We start from the raw sequence: 19,249 nt of genomic DNA, 5'->3' as shown, positions 1-19,249 counted from the left end.
GATCAGGCCGTCTTGATGTAGTCGCGCAGCGCTTCCTGCTCGGCCTCGTATTCCTGGACGCGGCGCTTGACGATGTCGCCGATCGAGATGAGGCCGACCACGTTGCCGTTGTCGGTCACCGGTAGATGGCGGAACTTGCCTGTCGTCATTATCTCCATGAGTTCGGCGACCGTGTCAGTCTCCTTGCAGGTCACGACCTTGCGGGTCATGACCTGGCTCACGGGCTCCTCCAGCGCGCCGGCGCCGCGCTCGCCGATCACGCGCACGATGTCGCGCTCCGACAGGATGCCTTCCAGCCGGCTCTGGTTCATCACCAGCACCGCGCCGATCTTCTTCTCGCCAAGCAGTTTGACCACGGCCGCAAGCTTGGTGCCGGGCTCTACGCTCACGATCTGGTGGCCCTTGGTGTCGAGAATCGAACGTACCGTCATTGTCGCCTCCCTGAATCGGACCGTCCGCTGTTCGCGGTCCGGACTTGTTCTTCGAGTCTTCAACTAACAGTTATGGCGCCGGCTTCGCGCTTCAGGCGCTTGTCGAAGCATCGCCGCTAGCGGCTTGTCGCCTCAAACATTCTTCACAGGAATGATGGATGAAATCGGGCCGCGCCGCAAGCACCGCTTCAGATACGGGTTGAAATGTCCCGTGATGACGCATCCGCAGCATCGCCTCGTACGCGCGGCACGGGATCGAACAGCGCGAACAGCAACAGCCCGGCGAAGAAGCCGCCGATATGCGCCTGCCAGGCCACGCTCGCCCCTTCGGTGTCGATCCCTAGGGCGCCGATGCCGAAGACGATGTTGACGCCGAACCACACCGCGAGGAACGCGACCACCCGGCCCTCGCGCAACGCACGCGACAATGGCAGCGCCGGAACCTTCGCGGCGGTATCGGCGTCCGCACGACTGAATGACAGGAAGCTGCCGCGCACGAAGGCGAAGCGGATCGCCGCCGCCATCGCGCCCGACACCGAGGCCGAGGCGCCGATCATCGGCGCCACAGCGTGCTCATGGGTGAGCAGATGGGCGAGCGCGCCGGCCGCGGCCGTCACCGCGAGAAAGAGGAAGAACCTGACAGTGCCGAAGCGCCGTGCCAGCGCGCTGCCGAACGGCAACAGCCACAGCACGTTGAAACCGAGATGGGTGAGATTGGCGTGCAGCAGCGAATAGGTGACGAAGGTCCAGACCTTGGCGCCGCTCCCGCCGGGGATATCAAGATTGAGCAGCGAGGAATCGTAGCGCTTCGGGATGAAGCCGAAGACGTCAATGGTCCAGTTCTCGATGTCCGGCGGCAACAGCACCCGCAGATGGATCGCCGCCAGGAGGATAATATAGGCGGTCAGCGCCGCCGGCAGCGTCAGGATCGGCTCGCGCGGAGCTTCCTCGATGACGGCCGGTCCATCCGGCGGGGAATTTGGCGGGGAATCCAACGGGCTTCGCTTTCGGGCGCGATCGGTGCGGCAAGCTTGGAGATAGTCGCCTTTACCCACCCGGTGCAAGTGCACAAAGGAAAAGACAAAAGGAAAAGGCAGGACCCTGGGAAAGCCCTGCCTATCCGTGTCGGCCTTTCCGGCACCAGAGGTAATGAGTATCCCCACCCCTCCCCGCGGCCGGTGACCAAACTGTTTGACGCCTGTGTACAGGCCTTGCCGAGAACCTGGATCAAAGCGGCAAGGCTTGCAATCACCGTCACCCTAACAGGGGTGCGGAGAGCGCAAAGCCCATAGTTAATTTAACGTTAACGACGCAAAGGCCCCGCCGGGGGCGGCCAAAACGCCTCCGCGGCATGGACGCTGCAAATCCCCTCCTGCACAACAACAGAAGGGATCGCGGTGCGCTGAAGCGGGACAGGTTTGTCCCGCAAGGTTGCACCCGAGGTAAGCGGTCAGTCATGAAACATCCGTCGAGCCGCGAGTTCTTCGCGTATTGGAACGACAAGCGCGGCACCGCGCGGGCGCCTGACAGGGCCGACATCGATCCGGCTGCGGTCCGCGGCCTGCTCGGCGACATCTTCGTGCTGTCCTGCGAACCCAAACTTGGCTTTCCGTTCCGCGTCGCCGGCACGCGCGTCTGCGCACTCGCCGGGCTCGACCTCAAGGACCAGAGCTTTGCGGCGCTGTTCACCGAGGCCAGCCGCCGGGAGATCGAGGAGATCACCACCATCGTCGCCGACGAGACGCTCGGCGTCATCGCCGGCGTGACCGCCGCGCGCGCGGACGGCAGCAAGGCGCATCTCGAGCTGTTGCTGCTCCCCTTCAACGCCCGTCCGCACACGCCCGTCAGCGTCACCGGCGTGCTGGCGCCCTTCGACGACGAATGCGGCGCGCTCGGTAGCTTCACCCTCACCTCCTGGCGCTATCTGCACCAGCCGGAGAAACTGCTGCCGCGCGCTATCCGCAAATTGCAGATCGCGCGCGGGCTGATGGTGTATGAGGGTCTGAGGTAACGAATGCTGTCGTTCCGTCGCCAGGCACTTGATGCCAGCGGCGGTCAGCTCACGAGTTCTTCGTCGCCAAGCGGGAGATGACTGGGCATCACGCGATCTCGTCGGTCCAGACCTTGAAGCTGACCAGCTCGTTCGGGCCAAACGTCTGCGTGATCGGAACGTCGCAGGCATCGCGTCCCTGCGCGATCAGGATGCGGCCCTGCCGCGGCACGTTGTTGCGCGGATCGAAGGTGTGCCAGCGGCCGCCGAGATAGGCTTCGAACCAGCCGGCGAAATCGCCCACCGCCCAGGGCTGCGGCGTGCCGACGTCGCTGAGATAGCCGGTGCAATAGCGCGCCGGAATATTCATGCAGCGGGAGAACGCAATGGCAAGGTGCGCATAGTCGCGGCAGACGCCCTTGCCTTCCTGGTACGCCTCCCACGCCGTCTTGGTGGCGCGCGCGTGCTCGTAGCCGAAGACGATGTGGCGGTGAACGAAATCGCAGATCGCCTGCACCCGTGCCCAGCCAGGCGGCGTCTTCTCGAACAACTGCCACGCGATCTCCGAAAGCCGGTCGGTCTCGCAATAGCGGCTGCCGAGCAGATAGCCCAGCGTATCGGACGGCAGCTCTTCGATCCTGTGTTGAACGGCCGAGGCAAACACCGGGTCGGGCAGCCCGCTGTCGCGAACCACGCCGTCGGCGGCAAGGCGGATGCGGCCGGCCGGCGCGACGATGCGGCTGCACCAATTGCCGAACAGGTCGCGATAGGGTGTGATCTCGACCGCAGGTGTGGTGGTCAGAAAATCCGGCACGATGACATCCGAGGCGCGCGTGAAATGCGTGCCCAGCACCATGATGATCGGCGTTGGCTGCGGGAAATCATAGAGCATTTCGAATCCGACACGGAACTTCATCGAAAATGCCCTTTCGGCAATGTCGCGTCTCGAAGTGGCTACGAAACCGTCGATTACAAGGCGCGCAGGCGGACTTCTCGCGCGACGTGTCCCGAGCCGCGTTCGAGCCCTCGCCCGGCCCGGCCGCGCGCGCCCACGCGGCGCTTGACCGCACCGCCGCCGCGCGATGGCGGTTTTTGCCGGATCTGCGTCATTCCCGACGTCGTCGCGAACGCGTAGTTTCCGCGCTCGTGAGGCAACGGATATCGACCGACCGCACATGACCTGGCGAATCCTGACATGGAGCGGCCTTGGCTGCGTCGCATTGTTTCTCGCGGCCGGAGGCATCTGGCTGTACCTGCTGCCCTCGGCGCCGGCGCACCGATCCGCGCCCGCCATTGCCAGGGACGAGGCCGAGGCGACGCTCGCCGCGCTGAAGCCGCCGAGACGGCAGCGTCCGCTGATTGCCATTGTCGGCATCAACAATATGAGTGAGACCACCGACTACCTGATGCCGTACGGCATTCTCGCGCGCGCCGATATCGCCGACGTCGTGACCCTGGCAACGCAGCCGGGTCCCGTCACGCTCTTTCCCGCGCTGAAAGTAGAGCCGCACGCGACGACCGCCGCATTCGACGCCGAGCATCCTGACGGCGCCGACTACGTCATCGTCCCCGCGATGAGCCGCGACGACGATCCCGTCGCCTTGCAGTGGATCAGGACCCAGGCCGCGAAAGGGGCGATCATTGTCGGCGTCTGCGTCGGCGCCATGGTTGTCGCCAACACGGGGCTGCTCGACGGCAGGCAGGCCACGACCCATTGGTATTCCGTGCGCGATCTTCGCAAGCATTCGGATATCCGCTATGCGGCGGACCGCAGGCTGGTGGTCGACCGCGGCGTGGCAACGACGACCGGTATCACCGCATCGATGCCGATGGCGCTCACCTTGATCGAGGCCATTGCCGGCCGCGACAAGGCTGCCGCGGTCGCCCGCGACATCGGCCTTGTGGAGTGGGACGCGCGCCACCGCAGCGACGCGTTCCAGTTCACGCGCCCGTTCGCGCTGACGGCGATCGGCAACACGCTCGCATTCTGGAGGCGCGACGAAGTCGGAATCGAGCTCACATCAGGGATCGATGAGGTGTCGCTTGCGCTCGTGGCCGATGCGTGGTCACGGACCTACCGGTCCCGCGCCCTCACTTTTGCCGCGACGGCAGACGCCCGGCCAAGCCGCAACGGCTTGCTCATCATGCCGGACAAGGTTGCAGTCGACTGGCCGGCACGCGAGAAACCACCGCCGGCGGTCGAATTGCCTCCAGCGAAAGCCCTGGACGCGACGCTGCAAGCGATTGAGGCGCGCTACGGCCACCGCACGGCGGACTTTGTCGCGATGCAGCTCGAATATCCGAGATAGCCGGACAGAAGCACCGGCCCGCACGCCGCCGGCAAATGACCTTCTGTGCGATCGGAGATCAACCGCGATGCTTCTTCTTTGCCTTCTTGCCGGGGGCGCCTCTCACCGGCCATTCGGTTGCCTGGCCGGGCTTGTCGCGATGTTTCTTTTTCTTTCCGAACGCCGGCCCATCGCCGAATTTCGAGCCGCGTTCGCCGTGAGGCTTGCCGTGTTGCTTCGGCCCTGTCGCGGCACGCGAATGATCGCTTCGACGAGCACCGCCGTCGCCCTCGCCGGCCTCGCGCCGCGGCGGGTGCGGCCGCTTCTCCGAGGGCGCTTGCCCCTGCGGCGCATCCGCCATCGGCTCGAGGCGGATATTGTCTTCCTTGTCCGGACGCTTGATCTTGGCGGCGAAGGAGTCCGCGACCCGCTCGGAAATTTCGAACTCGGTGGTGGTGTCCATGATCTTGATGGCGCCGATGTCGCCCTTGTCGATGCCGCCACGGCGGCAAATCATCGGCAACAGCCAGCGCGCTTCCGCATTCTTTTTTCGTCCGATGTTGGCCCGGAACCAGACGCTGGCCTCGCCCATGCCGTGACGCGCCGAGGATTTCCCCGGCTTCGTTCGCGGTCCGGCGGGGCGGTCATCGCCGCGCGAAGAGCGGACATCGTCGCGCGGCGCACGGACGTCGCTGCGGCCACGATCGTCACGCGGCCGACCGCGCGCCTCGCCGGGATCGAGAATGTCCTCAGGCGATGGAAGCCGCGCGCGATAAAGCCGCGCCAGCGCTGCGGCGATATCCTCAGGTGAGCGCTCGGCCAGCAATGCCTGCGCCATGACCAGATCGTCGGCGGTCGTTTCCTCGCCAAACAGCGCATCCTTCAGCATGCGCTCGTGATCGAGCTTGCGGATTTCGTCCGCCTGAGGCGCCGTGCCCCAGACCGCGTCGATGCCGGACAGATTCAGCAGCACCTCGGCACGCCGCCGCCGTATCGGCGGCACCAGCAGGACGCTGACGCCCTTTCGTCCTGCACGTCCGGTGCGGCCCGAGCGATGCTGCATGACTTCCGCGTCGTTTGGCAGGTCCGCGTGAATGACGAGGTCGAGGCTCGGCAGGTCGATGCCGCGCGCGGCCACGTCGGTCGCCACGCAGACGCGGGAACGTCCATCCCGCAACGCCTGGAGCGCTTGGGTGCGCTCGTTCTGGGTCAATTCGCCGGAGAGTGCGACCACGGAGAAACCACGCTCCAGCAGCGCCGCCTGTAAATGCCTGACGGCGTCGCGCGTGTTGCAGAACACCAGCGCGCTCGGCGCCTCGAAAAAGCGCAACACGTTGACGACCGCATGCTCGACATCGCCAGGGGCGACCCGGATCGCGCGGTACTCGATATCGGCGTGACCGCCTTCGTCGCCCGCGACCTCGATCCGGAACGCCTGCTGCTGATACTGCTTGGCCAGCGCAACGATGCCGCGCGGAAACGTCGCCGAGAACAGCAAGGTGCGGCGCGTCTCCGGCGTGGTCTCGAGGATGAATTCCATGTCCTCGCGGAAACCGAGGTTGAGCATCTCGTCGGCCTCGTCGAGGACGACAACCTTCAATTCCGAGATGTCGAGACGGCCGCGGCGCAAATGGTCGCACAACCGGCCGGGCGTGCCGACCACGATGTGGGCGCCCGCGGCCAGCTCGCGCTGCTCACGGCGCGGATCCATGCCGCCGACGCAGGAAACGACACGTCCCTCCGCATGCTGGTAGAGCCATGCGAGCTCGCGATGAACCTGCAAGGCAAGCTCGCGGGTCGGCGCGACGATCAGGGCCAGCGGTGCGGCGGCGCGCTCAAACCGCTCGGCGCTGCCCAGCAGATCCTTTGCAATGGCCAGCCCGTAAGCGACCGTCTTGCCCGAGCCGGTCTGGGCCGAAACCAGGAGGTCGCGGTCGACGGCGTCGTCGGCGAGCACGGCGAGCTGAACAGGGGTCGGTGAATCGTAGTTGCGCTCGGCCAAAGCACGGGCGAGCGGCGGACTTAAGGTCGGGAATGACACGGGTTGGAAAACCTTGGTTGGTCCAGGCGCGGAAGATCGAGCCGCGACATCTGAAGCTGCGAGCGCGGCAGATAGCCCGGTCGCACGCATGACGATTTGATTTGGACGCTCTTTACGCCAAGCGCAGGCAAATCGCCATGCCTATGACGCATGGCTTTGGCGATACCGAGACCAAGCTCGCGCGTCGGACCGACCCACTACATCCAGCTTTTTGGGGCTGATTTGCTGCATATAGAGCGTATTTGCGCCAGAGCTGAGGATTTTCGCCGCCACCTCGCCTAACCTTACGCGCATCCAGGGCGTATCCCGCCCCCTTGTTGCTCCGGAAAGTGGTCGCTTGCAGCGCAAATAGCTCCTTGTCGCCTCGCCAGCGCGATCCCAAATCGCCTGTCACAAGATCCAACACGACAGGGTAACAGATGGGCGACAAGATATCGCTGGCCGACAAACTCTCGACGTTCCAGGACCACTGGTCTCCGCGCACGATCACAACCTTCAACGATTGCGACGTGATGGTGGTGAAGGTGAAGGGAGAGTTCACCTGGCACAGCCACGAGGACACCGACGACTTTTTTCTCGTCCTGAAAGGCGTTCTCGATATCGAACTGCGCGACCGCACGGTGACGCTCGGCCCGGGTGAACTCTACGTCGTGCCGAAGGGCGTCGAACATCGCCCGGTGGCGCGCGAGGAGGTTCACCTGCTGCTGATCGAGCCGACCGGCACTGCGAACACCGGCGACAAGGCGACGGCTGCACCGCGCAAGCTTGCCTGAGGACAGACTGCTCTCTCGGCGCGCTAATCGCGAAAGGCCGCCAATTTGCTGAAGCGGCCGGCGAGCCGCGCCCTTGCCTGCGTGACAAGATCGCGTGCCGCGCTGCTCAAGGCCTGGATGACACGCCAGGCCTCGGTCGCTTGCAGCCATGCCTTGGCCTCGGTGAACTTCGTATAAGCCCACGCGAAGGCCGGAATCCTCATCAGCTTATCGCGCGTGAGATTGAACAGGCGTTCGACCAGCACGAGCTTGAGGAGTTCGCCGATGATGAAGGTCACGGCGCCGCTCACAATCTGGCCCGTTGCGGCGAGGTAGGCTGCTACCGGCTTGATCGGTTCCAGGATGATCACAGGGACGGAAAATAGCGCAAGCGAGGGATAAGGCGGCAGCGACCTGATCCAGGCCCGCAATCTCTTGAGCTCCAGATGCCGCGCAACCCAGCGCGATATCGGCGCGGCCACGGCCATAAAGAGCGCATCTACCAGAAAGTAGATGGCGGCCAGAACATAAGTGATGGGTTTTAGGATTCGCTTCACGGCTTCTCTCCCGTGAGAGTGAAAGCCGGAACTTGGACCGAAGTTTCACCTAAACGCGGATAACTCGCGGATTTCCAATGGAACCTTTTTGGGCATCGGCCCGCCTGCGCGTTTCAGATCTCCGCATATACTTCCAAGAGATTGCCGTCGGGATCGCGGAAGAACAGCGTGCGGTGGCCAAAGGACTGGTTCGTCGGCGGCGACAGCAGCGCCACGCCCTGGCGCACCAGCTCGTCAGCGCATTGGTCGACCTCGGCGGCGGACACCTTGAAGGCCAGTTGAAGTGCGGCGCTGCCGTGCGGGATCGGCGCGTCAGCGGCGGTGCGGCCCGGCGTTGCCAGCGCCAGCGTGTTGCTGCCCAGACCGTACTCGATCCAGTTTGGCGAGAGCTCGCGCAGCAGCGGAAAGGCGAGGACATTCTCGTAAAAGCTTCGCATCGCGATCATGTCGCGGACGAAAATGACGGTGTAGTCGATCGAACGGATCGCATTGAAGGGCGAGCGCGGGTCGTTTGACTGCGGCTCCATGGGTTGTTTCCCTCCTACTCCACGACGCGGTCGGCGACGAAGACGCCGTTCGGCTGGTGAAAGACGATCTGGTCAATCCGATTGTCTTCTCCGCGAAATTCCACGGCAAAACCGTCCAGCTCGACGATGCGAAACCGGCGGCCCTGCTGCGGCTCAAGACGATAGGCCGGCTGGAAGTCCGGCTTCAGAATCAGCCTGCCTTCGCTGTCCAAGGTCACGCGATGGGTGATGGCGCCGCTCCTGAACCGCCCGACACAGCGTGCGCGGAATGCGGGATCGAGGCAGTCGCCGGCGGCCCGGCGCTCGAACACGATGTCCTTCACCGTCGGCTCCAGCGGCACCGACAGATGCACGATGTTGCCCTCGCGATTGGTCTGAAAGGTGATGGGCAGATTATCCGGATGGAGCTGGTCGATGATCTCAGGCGTGACGAACGTCTCGAAATGCCAGTGCGACAGCGGCGCGCCCATGCCGCGCCAGGACCAATGCAGCGCGCCATCCCGCTCGCGGATCGAGATAACGCCATAGGCGGGATGAGCATAGTCGGCCGCATAGGCCGATAGCGCGTGCGCTGGCTTGGTGTCCTTGTGCCGCGCCTTCTCGCGCGCCTCCTTGTCGGCCGGGATATGGGCGATGAAGTCTTCGCGCATCTTGCGGAAGCGCGAGAGCCAGTCGACCGGCTCCCGGCCGCGCAGCCGGTCGATGATGTACCACGTCAGGATCGGCGGTATCTCACTTGGGCTGCGATTCGTCAGCACTGCGACGCCGATGCCGGCGTCCGGGACCAAGGTCATCAGCGAACCCCAGCCGTTCCAGCCGCCGCTGTGCGATACTATGCGCTCGCCCTGATAGCTGTTGGACTGAAGCCCCAATCCATAGTGCGCGTGGCCGAACTCGGAAAATTCCGACTTGCCAACAGGAGCCACCGGCGCGTGCAGTTGCTCCGCCAGGGTAGCCGGAAGCAGGCGCTGGCCTTCGACTTCGCCCTTGCCGAGATGCAGCCGCATCCAGTTGGCGAGATCGGCGACCGACGTATTTATGGCGCCTGCGGCCGTGGTGCGGATCGGCAGCCGCAACCCTGGCAGCCGCGTGTCGATGTCGATCTTATAGGGCCGCGCTGGCTCTGATCCAGCCTCGAGTTCATCGAGCGAGAAACTGACCGTCATGCCGAGCCGGTTTGTGAGACGCTCACGCACGAAGGCTTCAAAGGTCTGGCCGCTCAGCCGCTCGATCAGGAGACCGGCGGTGTTGTAGCAGAGATTACTGTATTGCCAGGTGGTGCGGATGTCGCGGCTCAGTTCGAGGTGCCGCATCAGCGGCAGCATCTCGGCCGGCGCGAGATCGCCGGGCAGATGAACCCAATCATGCCGCGGCAGCCCCGATTGATGGCTGAGCAGGTCACGAATGGTGACGCGTTCGGTCGCGACCGGGTCCGAGAGGCGAAACTCCGGCAGATAGTCGCGGACCGGTTTGGTCCAGTCGAGCAGCCCCTCGTTATGCAGTAATGCGACCGCGGTCGCTGTGAAGGATTTCGTGATCGAGCAGATCACGAACTGGGTGCGAGGCGTCACTGGCAGGTCGGCCTCGACGTCACGCTGGCCATACGCGCGCAGGAATGGGGCCTGGCCGTCCCGCACGATGGCGAGCGCTGCGCCCGGGACCTTCCAAACGGCCATTGCTTCCGCGGCAAGCCGGTCGATGTCGGGAATGAGAGATGCGAGCGGGGACTCTGGGGTGTCGGCAGATGATGTGTTCATGACACTCAGGAATGCTTCGGACGTGTGCAGGCTAGCCGCATCAACGTCAAATGGAAACAGGTCGCGAACGTTTTTCGCGGGGAATTGAAGCCTGAGACGCGAGAACCGGGAATTCTTATCGCAACGAACCACCACAGCAGCGCGGCAGTGCGGCCAGATCGTGGGGGATGAAAGGCACGGGTTAATCCACCAACTCCGGCCACGGGACGATCGTCGACTTCACCGTCTTCATCGCCATCGCGTCCTTGACCGCCTGCGCGACGCCGTCTTCCGTGAAGGGATAGATCGTCTGCATCTTCAGCCACGGATATCTATTGCGCGTGCGGTAAAGCATATCGACGCCGAGCGGCAGGTCATTGCCGGTAAAGCCCCAGGAGCCGAGCACGTTGAGGTCCTTGGTGCAGATGCGGTGCCAGGAGGTCTCGATCGAGCCGGCATCGGTGAACTGGCCCATCTCGACATAGGTGCCGCCGTCGCGCAGCATCTCGATGCCTTCGGGACCGGCGGTCGGGTGGCCCGAGCAATCCATCACCAGATCGGCGCCGAACCCACCGACGATCTCGCGCACACGTGCGATACGATCCTGTGGCGATTTCAGCTCGTCGATGTTCACCGTGGCCTCCGCACCGAATTCGCGCGCGAGCTTGAGCCGCGGCTCCTCCGGCGCGCCGACACAGATCACGCGCCCTGCCCCCATCTCCTGCGCGGCGGCGACCGCCAGAATACCGATTGGGCCCGAGCCCTGGATCACCACCGTGTCGCCCCAGGAAAAACCGCCGGCGCGGCTGGCGCGGTTGAAGGCGCGGATGCAGGAGGTCAGCGGCTCCGACAGCGCGCCCAGCCGCAGCGACATGTCGTCGGGCAGCTTGTAGATCTTGGTGCCCGGCAGCATGTCGAGATCGACATAGACATATTCGGCCCAGCCGCCCCACAGATGCGGCGCCTTGTCGAAGCCGAGATAGCGGCCGTAATAGACCGGCGTCAGGCATTTGTTGGCGGTCTGCGGATAATGGATGCAGTAATAGCAGCGGCCGCAAGGCATCAGCGGCGGGATCATTACTTTCGATCCGACCTTCAGCGGCTTGCTCATGAAGTCCTCGGTCAACTCGTCGCCGCACTCGACGATGACGCCGCCGAGCTCGTGGCCGAGTGTGAACGGCCAGGGCAACGGCTTTGGCCAATGTCCCTTGAGGATGTGCAGGTCGGTGCCGCAGACCCCGCAGGCGCCGATCTTGATCAGGGCGCCCTTCCGGCCGACCTTCGGCCACGGCACGGTGCGGATGACGGGCGCGCTGCCCGGCCCTGCATGGGTGCAGACGCGGATGTGCTCCATGGTGTGTCCTCGCTGCCTGCTTGTTATGATTGATTGGTGCGGGCGCAAGGGAAGCGTATGTGAGATGCGTGGTGCTGCCAAGCCGCGGTCTTGTAGCCCGCATGAAGCAACGCGGAATGCGGGACAGGCGGCCCCGGATTACGCTGCGCTCCATCCGGGCTACGGGACTTCTCCGGGCCGGGGCATCTGCGTCCGGATCCACGTCCGCATGGCCGAGATCGAAAACGAGCGCTGCAAACCTCGGAATGATAACCGATCGTGAGACATGATAAGCCTTCGGCCACCGGCATTGATCGTATTTGGCGGCCTTCCCGGCACCGGCAAAACGACGGTCTGCCGCGAATTAGCGATGCGGCTTGCGGCGACGTATCTTCGGATCGACACCATTGAACAGAGCTTGCGGAATGCAGGCTTCGCCGTCGGCACACAGGGGTATGCCATAGCCAACGTCCTTGCCGCCGAAAATCTCAAGCTCCGCCATACCGTTGTCGACTGCGTCAATCCAGTGCAGGCAAGCCGCATTGGCTGGCGACAGACCGCCTTGCAAAACTCGGCACATATCGTCGAGATTGAATTGGTCTGCAGCGACTTGACTATCCACCGGCGGCGAGCGGAAGGCCGCTCCCCCGACATCAGCGGTCATGAACTGCAAGGCTGGGACGAAATAGTGAATCGCCACTATGAACCGTGGGATCGAGAGCATCTTGTACTCGATACTGCAAGTAGCACGCTCGATCATCTTGTCGAACAGGTGGAGGCCTACGTTCACGGCAAGATCGGCTAGGTCGCTCCTGCCTAAGTAGGGATCCGGAGATCGCTTCGCTCATCTGCATCGGCGCGCGGCGAGGAAGGCGTGACGGCGCAGGCTTGCGACTGAGCCGGTTGACACCAGCGTCTTGTCACCGCACGCTCGTCGCGGCAGTCGGAGAGTTGAGGCGTTGCGCAATCGCTGGGGCATTCTTGCGATCCTGTTCATCGTTCGCCTCACCATTGCGTTCCAGTTCCAGAGCGTGGCCGCGGTCGCGCCGCTGCTGCAACAGACCTTTGGCGTCGGCCTTGCCGATATCGGCATCCTGATCGGGCTGTATTTCACGCCGGGCATCGTGCTGGCGCTGCCGGGCGGCGCGATCGGACGGACCCTCGGCGACAAGCCTACGACCATCGTGGCCCTGCTGCTGATGACGGCCGGCAGCCTGGTCATGGCCACGACGGATGTGTGGGGCTGGCAGATGGCGGGCCGACTCGCCTCCGGCGCCGGCGGCGTGCTGCTGACGGTGCAGCTCACCAAGATGGGCACCGACTGGTTTGCCGGCAAGGAAATCGCAACCGCGATGGCGATCTTCGTCAACTCCTGGCCGGCAGGCGTCGCGATCTCGCTGCTGGTGCTACCCGCAATTGGCACCGCCTATGGCGCAGGCGCCGTGTTTCTCGCGGCCGGCGCATTGACCGCGATCGGCGTTGTGCTGATCGCGTTCTACCAGCCGCCGCCGGCAACGATGGCCAGCGCCGCCGGCTCGGCGCGTCTCGATCCCCTGGCCCTGCTGGCGGTGATCGTCGCGGGCGCGATCTGGGGCCTCTATAATGTCGGCTTCGCCATGATCTTCTCGTTCGGCCCCACGCTGCTGGCCGAGCGCGGCTGGAGCATTGCCGCGGCCGGCCCGGCGATCAGCCTCGTGATGTGGCTGTCGGTGGTGTCGGTGCCAGCAGGCGGGTATCTGGCCGATCGGACCCGGCGGCGGCCGCTTGCGCTGGCGATCGCAACCGGCCTTGTGGTGGCCATGCTGCTGGCCTGGCTGCCGCGAACGGACGCGGTGATCGCGATTCTCGTCCTGATCGGCCTCATCGGCGGCCTTCCGGCCGGCCCGATCATGAGCCTTGCGGCCCGCGTGCTGGCGCCGGAGACGAGGGCGATCGGCATGGGCGTGTTCTATACGCTGTTTTATGCCGCGATGATGGTCGGTCCGGCCGTGGCGGGTCGGCTCGCCAAATCCGCCGGGAGTGCCGCGGTCGCCCTCGACCTCGGCGCGCTGACCGTGCTCGCCTGCCCGCCGCTGATGTGGCTTTTCGAGCGCATTGTGTCTGTACGTAACCAGCGCGCGAAATCATAACGCAGCATTAACCCTATGCACCTTAGGGTCGTCCCGGACTCCGCCCGGGCGGGGGGTCGGGTAGTGAAAATGGCGTTGGCGAACAAAAAATTTCTTCCGGCCGCCGAGGAACGTCGGCGCTTCCAGCGGGTGAAAGTTCACCTGCTCGGCCGCTACATGCTGCCGGACCGCCGTGAATTTCCCTGCCAGGTGATCAACATGTCGCCGGGCGGGCTGGCGCTGCTGGCGCCGGGCATCGGCAATGTCGGCGACCGCGTTGTGGCCTATCTCGACCATATCGGCCGGGTCGAGGGCAAGATCACCCGGATCATCGACAACGGTTTCGCCATGACGGTCGGGGCGACGCCCCGCAAGCGCGACAAGCTCGCGGCACAGCTGACCTGGCTCGCCAACCGCGACATCCTCAACCTGCCGGAGGACCGCCGCCACGACCGTATCGTGCCGCGCAACCCGATCGCGGTGCTGACGCTCGAAGACGGCACCAAGATGACCTGCCGCATCATCGACCTCTCGCTGTCCGGCGCGGCGATTGCCGCGGAGAACCGCCCGCCGCTGAAATCGACGGTTTTTCTCGGCCGTGTCCAGGGCCGCGTCGTCCGAAACCTCGAAGACGGCTTCGCGCTCGAGTTCACGCACTCGCAGCCGATCGAGACTCTCGAAGAGAGCGTTACCGCGCGGTAAAGCGCAGGCGCGCGAAAACCGCTGTTTTTACAGCCCTAAGGCGGCCTCCGCGACGCGGACGCCGCCTTTTTCATGCCTCGCGTGGCGCCTTAAGCGGGTTAACGCGCCGCCTGCCGACGCATAGAAACACCGGTTCCGCAGACGTTTCCGTCGTTAATCCCTACAATTTAAATCAATTGCAGTCATATCGAATTTTATTCAAATTAGATTCAAGTATAGATCGAATTCGCCGCCCGTTTTACTTGTATTCGTCTCGACTTGACTTGGCTGACTTAGCGGCAACTCAAAAGCTCCGTGCGAAATGTGGTCCCAACAAGAAACGGGGGCCACGATGTTCGATTTCAGGGGACGAGGAAAAGGGCTGGCGCTTGCCGCCATGCTCTTCGGGATCGGCGCGACAGCGCAGGCCGGCGAGAGCCGACTGCTCTACGCGAGCCTCGGTGACACCACGCGTGCGCCGATCGGCTGGGTCGAGTTTTGTTCGGACAATGCCGCTCAGTGTCAGGGCGGGTCGACGCAGCCGCGCGACATCGTGATGTCGCAGGCCGCGTGGCGCGACCTCGTCAAGGTCAATCGCTGGGTCAACGAGACCGTGAAGCCTTTGACCGACCAGGAGCACTGGGGCGTGATCGAGAAGTGGTCGCTGCCGTCAGACGGTTACGGCGACTGTGAAGACTACGTGCTGTTGAAGCGCAAGATGCTGATCGATGCCGGATGGCCGCGCGCGGCCCTGCTCATCACCGTCGTGCGCGACAAGAAGGGCGAAGGGCATGCGGTGCTTACGGTGAAGACCGACAAGGGCGAGTTCGTTCTCGACAATCAGAACGAGAGCGTCGTTGCCTGGACGGAGACCGGCTACCGCTTCGTCAAGCGCCAGTCACAGAGCGATCCCAACGTCTGGGTGTCGCTTGGCGATACCAAGCCGGCGGTCTCCACCGCCAGCGCGAGAGATCAGTAGTTAACACGGATAGAGATACGCGACCCGGTCACATCCCCACCCCTCCCCGTCCCAGACCGGTTCGCGCGCGGCCAGCCATCCCCCAATGGCTGGCCGCAACTTTTTCTAAGGACGTGAGCGCGATCACTCCTGCTGGGCTTGCCGCGACCAGGGTACGCGCGCCGCCGCGAAATCTCGCCACGCGCTTCGCAAGGACGGCTGGACCTCGACCGATGCGTGGGCCTGCCAGCCGACGATCGCCGCCGCGGCGGTGGCACTGTCCGGCGCTTCGGCAGCCAAGCCATCCAGCAGTGAAGCCGTGCTCGCCATGTCGTTGAAGGCGCCAAGCTCCTCCTGCAAACCGGCGAGCTTGCGCGAGAATTTTCTCGTGGACTTGCGATCCGGGAACAGCGGCAGCAGGAACTCGCCGAGATAGCGCAACCGCTTGGTCGCGAGCCGCACCCGGTGCAACCCTTCCGCAGTGAGCGACTTGAAGCGGCGGCCGCGTTTGAGCACCTTCGCATGTTGCTCCGAGAGAATGCGCTCCGCGAAGTTGACCGCGGGCTCGGCGAGCAGGCCGAGATCTTCGGCGGCGACGTCGTTGCGCCAGCCTCGCGTTTCGATCCAGCCGCCGAGGCCGGTCAGGAAACGCGCACAGCGGCGATCGTCGAGCGCATGATGGGCCTTGCGGTAGGCGTCCGACTGGTGCTGGGCCGCAGCGCGCTCCAATGCGTCGAAGCCGGGAACCGTGGGACAGGCCTTTGCAATTGCCGGCAAGGTCGCGAGTTGGAACACGTCCCAATCGCGCGCAGCGGACAGATCCTGCGCCAGCCATCTTGCTTCCGAGCGCAGCGCGTCGAGATTGCTGAGCGCGCCCGCCGATCGCATCAGATCGAGAACCGATCGAAGCCGGCGCAGCGCGACGCGAAGCTGATGCACGCCTTCCGGATTGCGGCCGTCTTCGGCGGCCGGCAGGGACTGCATGAGATGAAGGAAGCAGGACCGCAGGATCGTCGCGAAGGCCTCGTCGAGCGCGACCGATGGATCGAGGCGAAGCTTTCGCGGCCGGCTTACCGATGGCGGCGTGCCGGCGGCAAGGTCGAAGCCGCGCGCCGACTTGCTGCGGATCGAGGGCTTCACCGACCCATGCTCCGCAAGCCGCAGCGCGATCTCGTAGATCGTGCCGGCGCTGCCGCCCTTGAGCTCGAGCTCGATCTCGCTCACCGGCAACGATTGGTCGCCCGCCGTGAGGAGGCCCTGGTCGAAGGCGATCTCGACCGTCCCGGACGGCAAGTCGACGATACGCGCGTGGCGATGAATGTCGGCCGTGAAGACAGGTTCGAGCGGCCGCGCTTCGAGATTGACGCGAAGCTTCTCCGGAATGAAGGGCATCGCCAGGGCCAGATCCGGCGCCAACGAGGGGACGCTCGCCTCCCACTCGCCGCGGCGGAGCGGATCGTCCGCAGCGTCGGTCTTGACGGTCTGCACGAAGCGCGCGCCGCTGTGGCGAACGCGCAAGCTCAAGCCGTTGCGCCGAAGCGTCCGCTCCGGCGTATCGTAATAGACGGACTTCAGATGCCTGCGCGTGCCCTTGTTGCGCGCATTGGCCGCGATGACCGGCGCGGCATCGAAATCCGGCATGCGACCGGCTTCGACGAGCAGCTTGAGTTCGATCTCGCCCGCGGGACACGCGGCGAGGCTTGGCGGAGACGGCTCCGGCGCAGAAGTCGCGATTTGCGACGGCGTTTCATCAGCCACAGCATCCGCAATGGGCATCGATCCCGCACCGGGCTCGCCGGATTCGCGTTGCCTGAGGAAGCCGCCAGCGTGTTGCGTCCTCTTGCTGTCCTTCGGGATTGGGTTTCCGCCCCGCGCGCTCGAAGTTTTGTGGGACGGCGTTGCGTCTGACTTTAACATTTACGGTTACATGACAGTTCGATGACAAGGGACACCATATAGCCGGAGCGGTCCGCGATGAATAGTAACGTTGGGTCACAGCGAGCGATCATTCACACAAAGCATTGGAGGCGAGGAACCGGCAAAGCTCGTCACAATCCGGCCTGCAGATACGAATTAATTTGCTACCGGGCGCAGCAAGTGGTCGAATTCACGGCGAATCTCGTCCTCGATCGGCGAGATCAAAGCGTCAGCGAGCTTGACCATGCTAGCCGAAAAATTCTTTCTGGTGCTGGAAACGCTGAGAAGCCATGCCTCCGACGATCGACCCAAGATTGTGACAAGCCAGGCGAGGCATGTTGCGATCTCTCAGATCGCGGCCAGCTTGCGGCGCAGAAAGCCTGTTGCGGACGATTGGAACGAGAAACGGATTTAATTGCAGGGCACCATGCGTTAGCAGCGAGTTCGAGCACACCCCCGTCAGCGCACGAGAATATTCTTGTAGATCCTGCTGCTCTTCATGATCATAGGCGGCCCAGTTGTCATCGGCCTGGACAGCGGCACGCTCAGGCTCGGTGAAGGTGGCGGCGTCAAGCGGGGCTGCCTCGTTGTCCAGGGCCCTCGAGGTCCTGCGGGCGATCAACCAGGACCGGCTGTTCGCCAGCATGAACGTGATGATGCTTCGCGAAGCCGTCAGCCCGGAGGACGGCGTAGGCTGCTCTATTTCTTGACGCCCTCTTCTGCCCGTGTGACATCTCGTTCCGGTGGCAGCCGGCTGCCCAATGACGCAAGGAAAAGGGGGACGCCGAGGTGTGGACATCCGCGAGAATTCTGGCTGCCGCAATTGCATGCCTGACGCTGGCCGCCGCTGAAACTGCTTCGGCCGAAGCTTGGCCGACCCGGGCAATCAGGATCGTCGTCTCCACACCGCCGGGCGGCATCACCGATGCGTTCGCCCGTGCCTATGGCGATTACATCTCTCAGAAGCTCGGCCAGCCAGTCATCGTCGAGAACAAGACCGGAGCCAGCGGCGCGCTGGCGGCGCAATTGGTGAAGGACTCCCCGCCGGACGGCTACACGCTGATGTACACGATCTCGTCCACCCTGCTCGGTAACCGGCTGCTGCTGAAATCGCTGGCCTATGATCCGGACAAGGATTTCACAATCGTCGCGATGACGCCTTCGGGACATCTGCCGTTGGTGGTCCATTCCGCCACCAATGCAAAGACCCTGGAAGAGTTCGTCGCCTATGCGCGTCGCAACAAGGTCACGGCCGGCTCCTACGGGATCGGCTCGTTCGCGCACATTGCGATCGCCGAGCTCAACCGGCAATTCGGTCTCGACATTTCCATCGTGCATTACCGCGGCGAAGCGCCGATGTGGCAGGATTTTGCCGCCGGGGTGATCCAGGCGGCGGTCGGCAGCTATCAGGCCGCGCTTCCGGTGCTCGATACCGGCGTCGGCCGCCCGATTGCCGTGCCGACGCCGGTGCGCATGAAGAAGCTGCCCGAAACCGGGACGTTTGTCGAGCAAGGGGTCACCGGCAATGTCTTCCAGCTCACCAGCTTTACCGCGCTGGTGGCGCCCGCTGCGACACCGGCGGACCGGATCGACCTGTTCGCCAAGCTGATGGTCGAAGGCGGCAAGACGGAGCGCGTGCAGAAGCTGCTCGAAGCCTTCGGCGTCGACTCGCCGGCAATGGATCGCGCATCCTCGCTTGCGCTCTACGAAAAAGAAGGGCCGGTCTGGCTGGAGTCGATCAAGACTCTCGGGCTGGAGCCGCAATAGTTCCGGGGCTGCCGCTTCCGCGTGCGGACGCCTCGTTGCCCTCACGCTCCCAGCACATCCGCAAGCCGCAGCGCAGGCCGGCGTGTCTTGACGGCGATAGAGCAGGGTGATGAGCGAGGAGCGCCCGATCAGTTCCTCAGTGCGCGAGACTATTCTTGTAAAT

The 19,249-nt window shown here is 64.2% G+C and carries 18 protein-coding genes; 8 read left to right on the top strand and 10 right to left on the bottom strand.

The annotated features are described in order from the left end of the window. Window positions 1-2 precede the first annotated feature (2 nt). The gene (locus tag GWG65_RS06680) at window positions 3-431 is read right to left on the bottom strand and encodes a CBS domain-containing protein (RefSeq protein WP_275194612.1); all 429 of its coding nucleotides are present in this window, start codon (window positions 429-431) and stop codon (window positions 3-5) included. A 188-nt stretch (window positions 432-619) separates the two neighbouring features. Beyond that, the gene (locus GWG65_RS06675) at window positions 620-1,426 is read right to left on the bottom strand and encodes a rhomboid family intramembrane serine protease (RefSeq protein ID WP_275194611.1); all 807 of its coding nucleotides are present in this window, start codon (window positions 1,424-1,426) and stop codon (window positions 620-622) included. A 461-nt stretch (window positions 1,427-1,887) separates the two neighbouring features. Between GWG65_RS06675 and GWG65_RS06670 the strand changes: the two genes are divergently transcribed. Then, on the top strand, window positions 1,888-2,442 hold the full coding sequence (locus GWG65_RS06670) for a PAS domain-containing protein (protein WP_275194610.1): 555 nt from the start codon (window positions 1,888-1,890) through the stop codon (window positions 2,440-2,442). Between the two features lie 88 nt (window positions 2,443-2,530). Here the strand turns inward: GWG65_RS06670 and GWG65_RS06665 are convergent, their stop codons facing one another. Beyond that, window positions 2,531-3,337: a transglutaminase family protein gene (locus GWG65_RS06665; RefSeq protein ID WP_275194609.1), complete on the bottom strand. Its 807-nt coding sequence runs from the start codon at window positions 3,335-3,337 to the stop codon at window positions 2,531-2,533. 259 nt (window positions 3,338-3,596) lie between these two features. On the opposite strand from GWG65_RS06665, the gene GWG65_RS06660 reads away from it, so the two are divergent. Further along, window positions 3,597-4,730: a DJ-1/PfpI family protein gene (locus GWG65_RS06660; protein WP_275194608.1), complete on the top strand. Its 1,134-nt coding sequence runs from the start codon at window positions 3,597-3,599 to the stop codon at window positions 4,728-4,730. A gap of 58 nt (window positions 4,731-4,788) precedes the next feature. On the opposite strand, the gene GWG65_RS06655 is transcribed toward GWG65_RS06660, so the two are convergent. After that, the gene (locus GWG65_RS06655; RefSeq protein ID WP_275194607.1) at window positions 4,789-6,750 is read right to left on the bottom strand and encodes a DEAD/DEAH box helicase; all 1,962 of its coding nucleotides are present in this window, start codon (window positions 6,748-6,750) and stop codon (window positions 4,789-4,791) included. A 419-nt stretch (window positions 6,751-7,169) separates the two neighbouring features. Between GWG65_RS06655 and GWG65_RS06650 the strand changes: the two genes are divergently transcribed. Beyond that, on the top strand, window positions 7,170-7,523 hold the full coding sequence (locus GWG65_RS06650; protein ID WP_275194606.1) for a cupin domain-containing protein: 354 nt from the start codon (window positions 7,170-7,172) through the stop codon (window positions 7,521-7,523). A 23-nt stretch (window positions 7,524-7,546) separates the two neighbouring features. Here GWG65_RS06650 and GWG65_RS06645 read toward each other — a convergent pair whose 3' ends face one another. The 4 genes from GWG65_RS06645 to GWG65_RS06630 all read right to left on the bottom strand — a co-directional run bounded on the left by GWG65_RS06645 (window position 7,547) and on the right by GWG65_RS06630 (window position 11,676). Further along, window positions 7,547-8,059, bottom strand: a complete 513-nt coding sequence (locus GWG65_RS06645; RefSeq protein ID WP_275194605.1) for a hypothetical protein — start codon at window positions 8,057-8,059, stop codon at window positions 7,547-7,549. Between the two features lie 113 nt (window positions 8,060-8,172). Continuing rightward, a complete protein-coding gene (locus GWG65_RS06640) occupies window positions 8,173-8,586 on the bottom strand; it encodes a VOC family protein (RefSeq protein WP_275194604.1) in 414 nt (137 codons plus the stop codon). Between the two features lie 14 nt (window positions 8,587-8,600). Continuing rightward, entirely contained in the window at window positions 8,601-10,343 is a 1,743-nt protein-coding gene (locus GWG65_RS06635) for a serine hydrolase (RefSeq protein ID WP_275194603.1), read from the bottom strand. A 181-nt stretch (window positions 10,344-10,524) separates the two neighbouring features. Continuing rightward, window positions 10,525-11,676 (bottom strand): zinc-binding dehydrogenase, encoded by a 1,152-nt coding sequence (locus GWG65_RS06630; RefSeq protein ID WP_275194602.1) that lies wholly within the window; start codon window positions 11,674-11,676, stop codon window positions 10,525-10,527. A 265-nt stretch (window positions 11,677-11,941) separates the two neighbouring features. Here GWG65_RS06630 and GWG65_RS06625 point away from each other — a divergent pair, with 265 nt between their 5' ends. The 4 genes from GWG65_RS06625 (at window position 11,942) to GWG65_RS06610 (ending at window position 15,423) form a co-directional block, all read left to right on the top strand. Further along, the gene (locus GWG65_RS06625; RefSeq protein ID WP_275194601.1) at window positions 11,942-12,460 is read left to right on the top strand and encodes an AAA family ATPase; all 519 of its coding nucleotides are present in this window, start codon (window positions 11,942-11,944) and stop codon (window positions 12,458-12,460) included. 154 nt (window positions 12,461-12,614) lie between these two features. Further along, entirely contained in the window at window positions 12,615-13,784 is a 1,170-nt protein-coding gene (locus GWG65_RS06620) for an MFS transporter (RefSeq protein ID WP_275194600.1), read from the top strand. A gap of 69 nt (window positions 13,785-13,853) precedes the next feature. Further along, window positions 13,854-14,465 (top strand): PilZ domain-containing protein, encoded by a 612-nt coding sequence (locus tag GWG65_RS06615; RefSeq protein WP_148744132.1) that lies wholly within the window; start codon window positions 13,854-13,856, stop codon window positions 14,463-14,465. 331 nt (window positions 14,466-14,796) lie between these two features. Further along, complete coding sequence (locus tag GWG65_RS06610; RefSeq protein WP_275194599.1) at window positions 14,797-15,423, top strand: transglutaminase-like cysteine peptidase; 627 nt, start codon at window positions 14,797-14,799, stop codon at window positions 15,421-15,423. A gap of 123 nt (window positions 15,424-15,546) precedes the next feature. On the opposite strand, the gene GWG65_RS06605 is transcribed toward GWG65_RS06610, so the two are convergent. Continuing rightward, a complete protein-coding gene (locus GWG65_RS06605) occupies window positions 15,547-17,319 on the bottom strand; it encodes a CYTH and CHAD domain-containing protein (protein ID WP_275194598.1) in 1,773 nt (590 codons plus the stop codon). Between the two features lie 247 nt (window positions 17,320-17,566). Further along, entirely contained in the window at window positions 17,567-17,965 is a 399-nt protein-coding gene (locus GWG65_RS06600) for a hypothetical protein (protein WP_275194597.1), read from the bottom strand. A 143-nt stretch (window positions 17,966-18,108) separates the two neighbouring features. On the opposite strand from GWG65_RS06600, the gene GWG65_RS06595 reads away from it, so the two are divergent. Beyond that, complete coding sequence (locus tag GWG65_RS06595) at window positions 18,109-19,086, top strand: tripartite tricarboxylate transporter substrate binding protein (RefSeq protein WP_275194596.1); 978 nt, start codon at window positions 18,109-18,111, stop codon at window positions 19,084-19,086. Window positions 19,087-19,249: the final 163 nt, after the last annotated feature.

This window comes from Bradyrhizobium sp. CSA207, assembly GCF_029051685.1.
Lineage (GTDB): Bacteria > Pseudomonadota > Alphaproteobacteria > Rhizobiales > Xanthobacteraceae > Bradyrhizobium.
This window is presented reverse-complemented; position numbering and strand designations above follow the sequence as displayed.

Bases quoted from the DNA above. Each gene is read 5' to 3' on its own strand.
- GWG65_RS06680 (WP_275194612.1), bottom strand. From the start codon at position 431: ATGACGGTACGTTCGATTCTCGACACCAAGGGCCACCAGATCGTGAGC.
- GWG65_RS06670 (WP_275194610.1), top strand. From the start codon at position 1,888: ATGAAACATCCGTCGAGCCGCGAGTTCTTCGCGTATTGGAACGACAAG.
- GWG65_RS06665 (WP_275194609.1), bottom strand. From the start codon at position 3,337: ATGAAGTTCCGTGTCGGATTCGAAATGCTCTATGATTTCCCGCAGCCA.
- GWG65_RS06660 (WP_275194608.1), top strand. From the start codon at position 3,597: ATGACCTGGCGAATCCTGACATGGAGCGGCCTTGGCTGCGTCGCATTG.
- GWG65_RS06650 (WP_275194606.1), top strand. From the start codon at position 7,170: ATGGGCGACAAGATATCGCTGGCCGACAAACTCTCGACGTTCCAGGAC.
- GWG65_RS06640 (WP_275194604.1), bottom strand. From the start codon at position 8,586: ATGGAGCCGCAGTCAAACGACCCGCGCTCGCCCTTCAATGCGATCCGT.
- GWG65_RS06635 (WP_275194603.1), bottom strand. From the start codon at position 10,343: ATGAACACATCATCTGCCGACACCCCAGAGTCCCCGCTCGCATCTCTC.
- GWG65_RS06630 (WP_275194602.1), bottom strand. From the start codon at position 11,676: ATGGAGCACATCCGCGTCTGCACCCATGCAGGGCCGGGCAGCGCGCCC.
- GWG65_RS06625 (WP_275194601.1), top strand. From the start codon at position 11,942: ATGATAAGCCTTCGGCCACCGGCATTGATCGTATTTGGCGGCCTTCCC.
- GWG65_RS06615 (WP_148744132.1), top strand. From the start codon at position 13,854: ATGGCGTTGGCGAACAAAAAATTTCTTCCGGCCGCCGAGGAACGTCGG.
- GWG65_RS06610 (WP_275194599.1), top strand. From the start codon at position 14,797: ATGTTCGATTTCAGGGGACGAGGAAAAGGGCTGGCGCTTGCCGCCATG.
- GWG65_RS06605 (WP_275194598.1), bottom strand. From the start codon at position 17,319: ATGTTAAAGTCAGACGCAACGCCGTCCCACAAAACTTCGAGCGCGCGG.
- GWG65_RS06600 (WP_275194597.1), bottom strand. From the start codon at position 17,965: ATGCTGGCGAACAGCCGGTCCTGGTTGATCGCCCGCAGGACCTCGAGG.